General features: G+C 74.1%; 8 protein-coding genes. 5 read left to right on the forward strand and 3 right to left on the reverse strand.

Annotated elements, in window-relative coordinates:
* On the reverse strand, positions 1-938 hold a 938-nt coding region (locus ITP53_RS52735), incomplete at its 3' end, for a glycosyltransferase family 2 protein (RefSeq protein ID WP_195903031.1).
* Complete coding sequence (locus tag ITP53_RS52740) at positions 935-2,566, reverse strand: carbamoyltransferase family protein (protein WP_195903032.1); 1,632 nt, start codon at positions 2,564-2,566, stop codon at positions 935-937. The genes ITP53_RS52740 and ITP53_RS52735, both read right to left, overlap by 4 nt.
* Before the next feature lie 169 nt (positions 2,567-2,735).
* On the opposite strand from ITP53_RS52740, the gene ITP53_RS52745 reads away from it, so the two are divergent.
* From ITP53_RS52745 to ITP53_RS61610, 3 genes are read left to right on the forward strand one after another with little or no spacing between them, the layout of a single operon-like run.
* Positions 2,736-3,329 carry a D-glycero-alpha-D-manno-heptose-1,7-bisphosphate 7-phosphatase gene (locus ITP53_RS52745; RefSeq protein WP_195903033.1) on the forward strand — a complete coding sequence of 198 codons (594 nt, stop codon included), beginning with the start codon at positions 2,736-2,738 and terminating at the stop codon, positions 3,327-3,329.
* A complete protein-coding gene (locus ITP53_RS52750) occupies positions 3,326-4,246 on the forward strand; it encodes a glycosyltransferase (RefSeq protein ID WP_195903034.1) in 921 nt (306 codons plus the stop codon). Before ITP53_RS52745 ends, ITP53_RS52750 begins: the two co-directional genes overlap by 4 nt.
* Before the next feature lie 36 nt (positions 4,247-4,282).
* A complete protein-coding gene (locus ITP53_RS61610; protein WP_456238118.1) occupies positions 4,283-4,612 on the forward strand; it encodes a WhiB family transcriptional regulator in 330 nt (109 codons plus the stop codon).
* On the opposite strand, the gene ITP53_RS52760 is transcribed toward ITP53_RS61610, so the two are convergent.
* Positions 4,524-5,012: a peptide deformylase gene (locus tag ITP53_RS52760; RefSeq protein ID WP_207757676.1), complete on the reverse strand. Its 489-nt coding sequence runs from the start codon at positions 5,010-5,012 to the stop codon at positions 4,524-4,526. The genes ITP53_RS61610 and ITP53_RS52760 overlap by 89 nt on opposite strands.
* Before the next feature lie 249 nt (positions 5,013-5,261).
* Between ITP53_RS52760 and ITP53_RS52765 the strand changes: the two genes are divergently transcribed.
* Positions 5,262-6,428 carry a uroporphyrinogen-III synthase gene (locus tag ITP53_RS52765; RefSeq protein ID WP_195903036.1) on the forward strand — a complete coding sequence of 389 codons (1,167 nt, stop codon included), beginning with the start codon at positions 5,262-5,264 and terminating at the stop codon, positions 6,426-6,428.
* An 88-nt stretch (positions 6,429-6,516) separates the two neighbouring features.
* The coding region (locus tag ITP53_RS52770) for a sirohydrochlorin chelatase (protein WP_195903037.1) at positions 6,517-7,229 on the forward strand (713 nt) is incomplete at its 3' end.

Here is a 7,229-nt window from a genome sequence, read left to right on the forward strand (position 1 = left end):
GCGGCCGCGCCCCCCGCCGCAACGCGCGCCGCCTCCACCAGGCCCGGCCCCGGCCGTCCCCAGCGCAGCCGCAGTCCCCGGCCCGGCACCCGGATCAGGCCCGGCACTCGCCCTCCCCTGCCCCGCGCCGGCATCGAACCCGGCATCCGCCGTTCCCAGCTCCGCGCCCCCAGCATGCCCGGGGCCCGGCGCCGGGCCAGGGTGGCGGCCGTGGCCAGGGCCGCGGACGCGAGGCCGGCGGTCGTGGTCAGGGCGTGGATGCGCAGGCGGCCGGGCGCGCCGCCGATGGCGTGCCGCCATCCCGGCCCGTGCAGGCGCCGCATCAGCGCGTCGTCCGCGTTGCCCCGCTGGAAGCGCACGCTGGCCCAGAAGCCGTCCGCGCGCACCGGGTGCACGGTCCGCCGCGACCCCTTGACCAGCCGGCCCCCGGCCGCCGTCACCCGCAGGGCGAGGTCCGCGTCCTCCCGGTACGCCCGGGGAAACCGCTCGTCGAACCCGCCGGCCGCCTCCAGCGCCGTACGCCGGTAGGCCATGTCGGCCGTCGCCCACAGCGCCCCCGACAGCCCGGCCGTGTGCCGTTCGGCGTCGGTGGGCCGGCGCCAGGACGGCAGCGGCACCACGAGCCGCCCCTGGCTGCCCGCCACGTCCCCGGGCAGGTCGACGAGGTCCTTCCAGACCGCCTCCGCCCACCCGGGCTCGGGGACCACGTCGTCGTCGAGGAACGCCACCCACGGCGTGTCCGCCGCCCGCCATCCGGCGTTGCGCGCCGCCGCGGGCCCCTTCCCGCCGGAGCGTACGACCCGTACATGCCGGGGCACGCCGAGCGGAGGGCCGCCCCTGCGGTCGTCCACCACGATGACCGGCACGTCCGGGCCCACGGCCGCCACCGTGTCCCCGAGCGTGGCCCGCCCGACGGTGGGGATCACCACCGTGATCATGAGGCGAACACCTCACCGCGCCGCACCAGGTACGGCCCCAGCGCCAGCACGTCCACCGGCGAGGACCCGAAGCACTCGAGCGCGTCCCTGGGATCGTCGACCATGGGCCGCCCCGCCGTGTTCAGGCTGGTGTTGACCACCACCGGCAGCCCCGTGCGCGCCTCGAACTCGGTCAGCACCCGCGCCATCAGCGGATCGCCGGCGTGCGAGACCGTCTGGATGCGCGCCGTCCCGTCCACGTGCACCACCGCGGGGATCCGCGGCGCCCAGTCCGGGTGCACGTCGTGCACGAACAGCATGTACGGCGAAGGCACCGGCCCCCGCCCGAAGATCTCCGCGGCCCGCGACTCCAGGACCATCGGCGCGATGGGCCGGAACTGTTCGCGCCCCTTGACGTCGTTCAGCCGCTCGGTGTTGCGCGCGTGCCCGGGATGGGCCAGCAGCGACCGGTGCCCGAGCGCCCGCGGCCCGTACTCCGAACGGCCCTGGAACCAGGCCACGATGCGGTCGGCCGCCAGCTCGGCGGCCACCGCCGCCCCCAGGTCGGCCGGGCGGGTGTACGGAACCCGGGCCACGTCCAGCCAGGCTCCCAGCTCCTCGTCGGTGAAGCCGCGCCCGAGCATCGCGCCAGGCATGGGCGCGGCCGGCTCGCCGTGGACGTGCGCGAGGTGCAGCGCCCCGCCCAGCGCCGTCCCGGAGTCGCCCGCCGCGGGCTGCACCCACATCTCCTCGAACGGCCCCTCGTCCAGCAGTCGCGTGTTGGCCACGCAGTTCAGCGCCACCCCGCCGGCCAGCGCGAGCCGCCGCTCCCCTGTCCTCTCGTGCAGCCAGCGCACCAGCTCAAGCAGCACCTCCTCCAGCCGCGTCTGCACGCTGGCGGCCAGGTCGGCGTGGTCGGACGTCCACGGCGCGTTCTTCCGCAGGGCCTTGGCGTAGCCGCCCCAGTCGATCGGCTCGACGCGGAACCCGCCGTCGCCCGTCGTGTAGATCAGCTCGCGCAGCGCGTCCAGGTGCCGCGGCCGGCCGTACGAGGCCAGCGCCATCACCTTGTACTCGTCGCTGGAACGCAGGAAACCGAGGTGCTCGGTGACGTCCTCGTACATGAGGCCGAGGGAGTGCGGCAGTTCCTGGGCGGCCAGCACCTCCAGCTCGCCGTCGCGGTAGCGGCCCGCCAGGTGCGAGACGTTCTCGCCCCGGCCGTCGCACACCAGCACCGCGCAGTCGCGCCACGGCCCGGCCAGCCCCGCCGAGGCGGCGTGCGCCACGTGGTGCGGTACGTAGCCGACCTGGCCCGGGTCCAGGCCGGGCAGCGCGGTGGAGAGGAACGCAGGGGCGCGCACCGCGTACTTCGTCCGCAGATCCTCCCAGTCGCCCTCCGGCCGCTGGACCACCAGGGCCGGGTCGTAGGAGTAGGCGACGGCGTCGATGTCCTCGGGGGAGAGCCCGGCCTGCCGCAGGCACCACGCGGCGGCCTGCTCGGGCAGCTCCCACGCGGAGAACGCCAGCGGCCGCTTGCCGTGCTTGCGGCGGCTGAACCGCTCCTCCTCCGCCGCGGCGACGATCCTCCCGTCGACCACCAGCGCCGCGGCCGGGTCATGGAAGACGGCGTTGATGCCGAGAAACCTCATCTGTCCTCCCCCGCAGGATGTCGAGAACCGCTACCGAGAGAAGCGGTGCTCAAACCTTGGGCGACTCCAGGACGTGCCAGAACAGGCGTGGCCGCCTGCGCTTGGTCGCTCTAAGTAGTTGTTTGCCGGGTAAGGCGCCGGGTAGCTGCCGGACACGCGACGGAGGTGAATGGTGTTCGAAAAGCGACGTCCCAGCGCTGTACTTTTCGACCGGGACGGGACCTTGATCAGGGACGTGCCGTACAACGGCGACCCGGACCGCGTCGAGCCCATGCCCGGCGCGCTGGAGGCGCTGGGCCGGCTGCGCATGGCCGAGGTGCCGGTGGCCGTGGTCACGAACCAGTCGGGCGTGGCCAAGGGCCTGCTGTCCCCGGACGACATGGATCAGGTCAACGCCAGGGTGGAGGAGCTGCTCGGGCCGTTCGACGCGTGGGCGATCTGCGTACACGACGACGCCGACGGCTGCACCTGCCGCAAACCCGCGCCGGGGCTGGTCATCAGGGCGGCGGCCGTGCTCGACGTCAGCCCCCGCGACTGCGTGGTCGTGGGCGACATCGGCAGGGACATGGAGGCGGCCAGGGCCGCCGGCGCCAGGGGCATCCTGGTCCCGACCGGGGTGACGCTGCCCGAGGAGATCGAAGAGGCCTCCGAGGTCGCCGACGACCTGTCCGACGTCGTGGACCGCGTGCTCAGCGACGCCGAAGGCCCCATGGCGGCCGTCTCGGCACCCTGGGCCCGCGCGATGGGCTGGAGCCGCTGGTGAGGATCCTGGTCTGGCACGTGCACGGCTCGTGGACCGGCTCCTTCATCAAGGGTGATCACGAGTACGTGCTTCCGCTCGTTCCCGGCCGCGGCCCCGACGGACGGGGACGCGCCCACACCTACGACTGGCCGGCGAACGCCCGCGAGGTGCCATGGGACCTGCTGCGCCACGAGGACGTGGACGTGGCCGTCTACCAGCGCCCGCACGAGCCCGGCCTGGCCCGCGAGTGGCTCGGCCGCGACGTGCCCGGCGTGTACGTCGAGCACAACACCCCGGCCGGCGACGTCCCCCGCACCAGGCATCCGCTGGCCGGCCAGACCCGCCTCATGCTGGTGCACGTCACCCACTTCAACGAGCTCTACTGGGACAACGGCCGGGCGCCCACGCGCGTCATCGAGCACGGCGTCCCCGACCCCGGCCACCTCTACACGGGCGAGCTGCCCAGGGCGGGCGTCGTGGTCAACGAGCCGGTACGCCGCACCAGGGTCGCAGGGACCGACCTGCTGCCGCGCTTCGCCGAGCGGGTGCCGCTCGACGTGTTCGGGATGAAGGTGGCCGGGCTGCCGTACGGCGTCCACGAGGACCTGCCCCAGCACGTCATGCACGCCGAGCTCGCCCGGCGCCGCGTCTATCTGCACCCCTACCGCTGGACCTCGCTCGGCCTGGCCCTCGTCGAGGCCATGACGCTGGGCCTGCCCGTGGTCGCGCTGGCCGCCACCGAGGCCGTCGAGGCGGTCCCGCCGGAGGCCGGCGTGCTGTCCACCAGGGTGAGCGTGCTCGCCGACGCGCTGCACGCGTTCGTGGCCGAGCCGGAGCGGGCCGCCCAGGCCGGCAAGGCCGCGAGGACCGCCGCGCTGGCCAGGTACGGCCTCGCCAGGTTCCTGGCGGACTGGGACCGGTTGCTGTCCGAGGTATGACGCCTGTACTCGTGGGTAGGCGCGAACGTCATGATGATGCTCGACTGGACACGCAGGGCGGCCTGCCTCGACCTGGACCCGGAACTGTTCTTCCCGATCTCCATGGAAGGTCCGGGCCAGTCGCAGGTCGAGCGGGCCAAGAACGTGTGCGCGGGTTGCCCCGTGCGGCAGCCGTGCCTGGAGTACGCGCTCGCCACCCGACAGGCGTACGGCGTCTGGGGCGGCACCGACCCGGACCAGCGCCGAGAGCTCAGCTCGCCGGACCAGGGCCGGGAGATCAGCTCACCGGACCAGCGCGGGAAGCTCGGCTCGGGAGCGCCGCCGCGAGAAACCGTTCCCGCTCGGCCGCTTCGAGGTGGTCGCTGAACAGCACGCCGTCGAGGTGGTCGGCCTCGTGCTGGAGCACCCTGGCCAGCACGCCCAGCGCCCGCACGGTCACGGACTTGCCGAACATGTCGCGGCCACGCGCCGTGACCAGATAGGAACGTTCCAGCGGCCACCACACGCCCGGCGCCGACAGGCACGCCTCGTCGGCCACCACGCGCCGCTCCGACAGCTCCAGCCGCGGGTTGACCAGATGGCCGGACTTGCCGTCGTAGTCGTAGACCACCACCCGTACCGGCTCGCCCACCTGCGGGGCCGCCAGACCGGCTCGGCCGGCTCCCGCCCGCATCGTGGCGGTCAGCGACTTCACCAGTCGCCGCAACTCCCGGTCGAAGTCGTGGACCGGCTCCGCCACCGAGCGGAGCACCGGATCATCGAACATGCGAATATGCCGGACCGTCACCCGCAACTCCCCGATAGGCCGCGCCGTCACCGTGAACGTTTCCCGCGATCACCCGCGCCAATCCCGAAGTCCCTGCCTTGTAGCACAGCGGTAACAGAAGGGACCCAGGGGTGAAACCACCCGAAAGGAGTATCGGAGGGTGATCTCACTTGCGTCACACGTGCCTGTGATGCCTGGCCGGGTGCTCGGGGCCCGGCCAGGCTTCCCCGACCACCTGGAGGTGACGGCATGAGCGCGCTACCCCTAGAGAGCGGCTCTTCCCCGGAGACGGCTCCCGACGCCCTGTCGGGTTTCACCGTAGGCGTGACCGCGACCCGGCGGCGGGAGGAGTTCGGCGCGCTGCTGGAGCGGCGCGGCGCGCGCGTGGTCAGCGCCCCCGCGATCCGGCTCGTTCCCCTGGCCGAGGACGCCGACCTGCTCGACGCGACCCGGCGTGCCCTCGAAGCCCCGGTCGACGACGTGGTGGTCACCACCGGCGTCGGCTTCCGCGGCTGGATGGCCGCCGCAGAGGGCTGGGGGCTGTCCACCGACCTGGGCGAGCACCTGTCCAAGGCGCGCCTGCTGACCCGCGGGCCCAAGGCCAGGGGAGCGGTACGCGCCGCCGGGCTCAACGACCACTGGACTCCCGCCACCGAGTCGTGCGAGGAGGTCAAGCAGCACCTCCTCGCCCAGGACCTGCGCGGCCGGCGCATCGCGGTGCAGCAGCACGGCGAGCCGCTCGACGAGTTCGTGGCCGAGTTGCGCCGGGCCGGTGCCGAGGTGATCGAGATCCCGGTCTACCGGTGGCTGCCGTACCGCGACGTCTCGCCGCTGCGCCGCCTGATCAACCAGACCCTCTCAGGCTCGGTCGACGCGGTGGCCTTCACCAGCGCGCCCGCCGTGCACGCCATGCTCGGCATGGCGCGTTCCGAGGGGTTGGAGGACGCGCTGCTGGCGGCGTTCGGCGGGTCGGTCGTGGCCGCCTGCGTGGGGCCGGTCACCGCCGGTCCGCTGACCGCGCGCGGTGTGCGTACGCTGCAGCCGGACCGCTCGCGGCTCGGCGCGCTGGCCCGCGCGCTGGCCAGGCACCTGCCGGAGCACGGTGTCACCCGGCTCGTGACGGGGGAGCACCGGCTGGAGATCCGCGGGCACGCCGTGGTCGTGGACGGCGAGCTGCGGCCCCTGCCGCCCGCTCCCATGGCGGTGCTCAAACGCCTGGCCGACAAGCCGGGTCACGTGGTGTCGCGGGCCGACCTGCGTACCGTGCTGCCGGGCAGCATCGCCCGCGACTCGGCCGAGCACGCGGTGGAGATGGCCATCACCCGGCTGCGCCGCGCCCTCGGCCCCAGCGGGATCGTCGAGACGGTCGTCAAGCGCGGCTACCGCCTCGCCTGCCTGTACGAGGCAGGCCTTTGACCCCCCAGCGCTGATGACCCCCGGTGTCCCCGGCCGCACGCTAGACGATCAGGACTTCACGACGTGGGGTCCCTCCTGGAGGAGATCGATGACGCCCGCACTCGTCCTGGCCGCACACGGCACGCGCAGCGCCGCGGGGGAGCGGACCCTGGCGGCCCTGGCGGAAACCGTCAGGAACGCCCGGCCAGGCCGCCGCGTCGAGCTGAGCTACCTGGAGATCAGCTCGCCGCTGCTCGCCGAGGTGCTGCCCGTGGTCCGCGGCCCGGTGGTCGTGCTGCCGCTGCTCCTGGCGGGCGGCTACCACGCCCACATCGACCTGCCCGAGGTGATCGCTGAGCACCGCCCGGACGCCGTGGTGGCCGGCTGGCTCGGCCCGCACAGGCTCCTGACCTCCGCCCTGGCCCGCAAGCTGGCCAGGGCGGGGTTGCGCGCCACGGACGCGGTCGTGCTGGGCGCGGCCGGCTCCTCCGACCCCGCCGCGCTCGCCGACGTCCGCGCCGCCGCCCACCAGCTCGCCGTACGCCTCGCGCGCCCGGTCACGGCCGCCTTCGCCTCGGCGGGATGGCCGTCGCTGGAGGAGGCCATGGAATGCCTCAGTTCGACCCCGGCCGCCCGCGTCGCCGTCGCCTCGTACGTGCTCGCGCCCGGCTTCTTCCACGACCGCCTGTCCACGGCGGGCGCGGGCCTGGTCAGCGAGCCGCTCGGCGCGGACCCGGACGTGGCGGCGCTCATCTGGCACCGCTACGACGAGGCCCTCCGCAACCGCCGCCCGGCAGGCGGCCGACACACCCTGGCCACCCC

This window comes from Nonomuraea cypriaca (assembly GCF_015645445.1).
GTDB classification, from domain to species: Bacteria; Actinomycetota; Actinomycetes; order Streptosporangiales; family Streptosporangiaceae; genus Nonomuraea; species Nonomuraea cypriaca.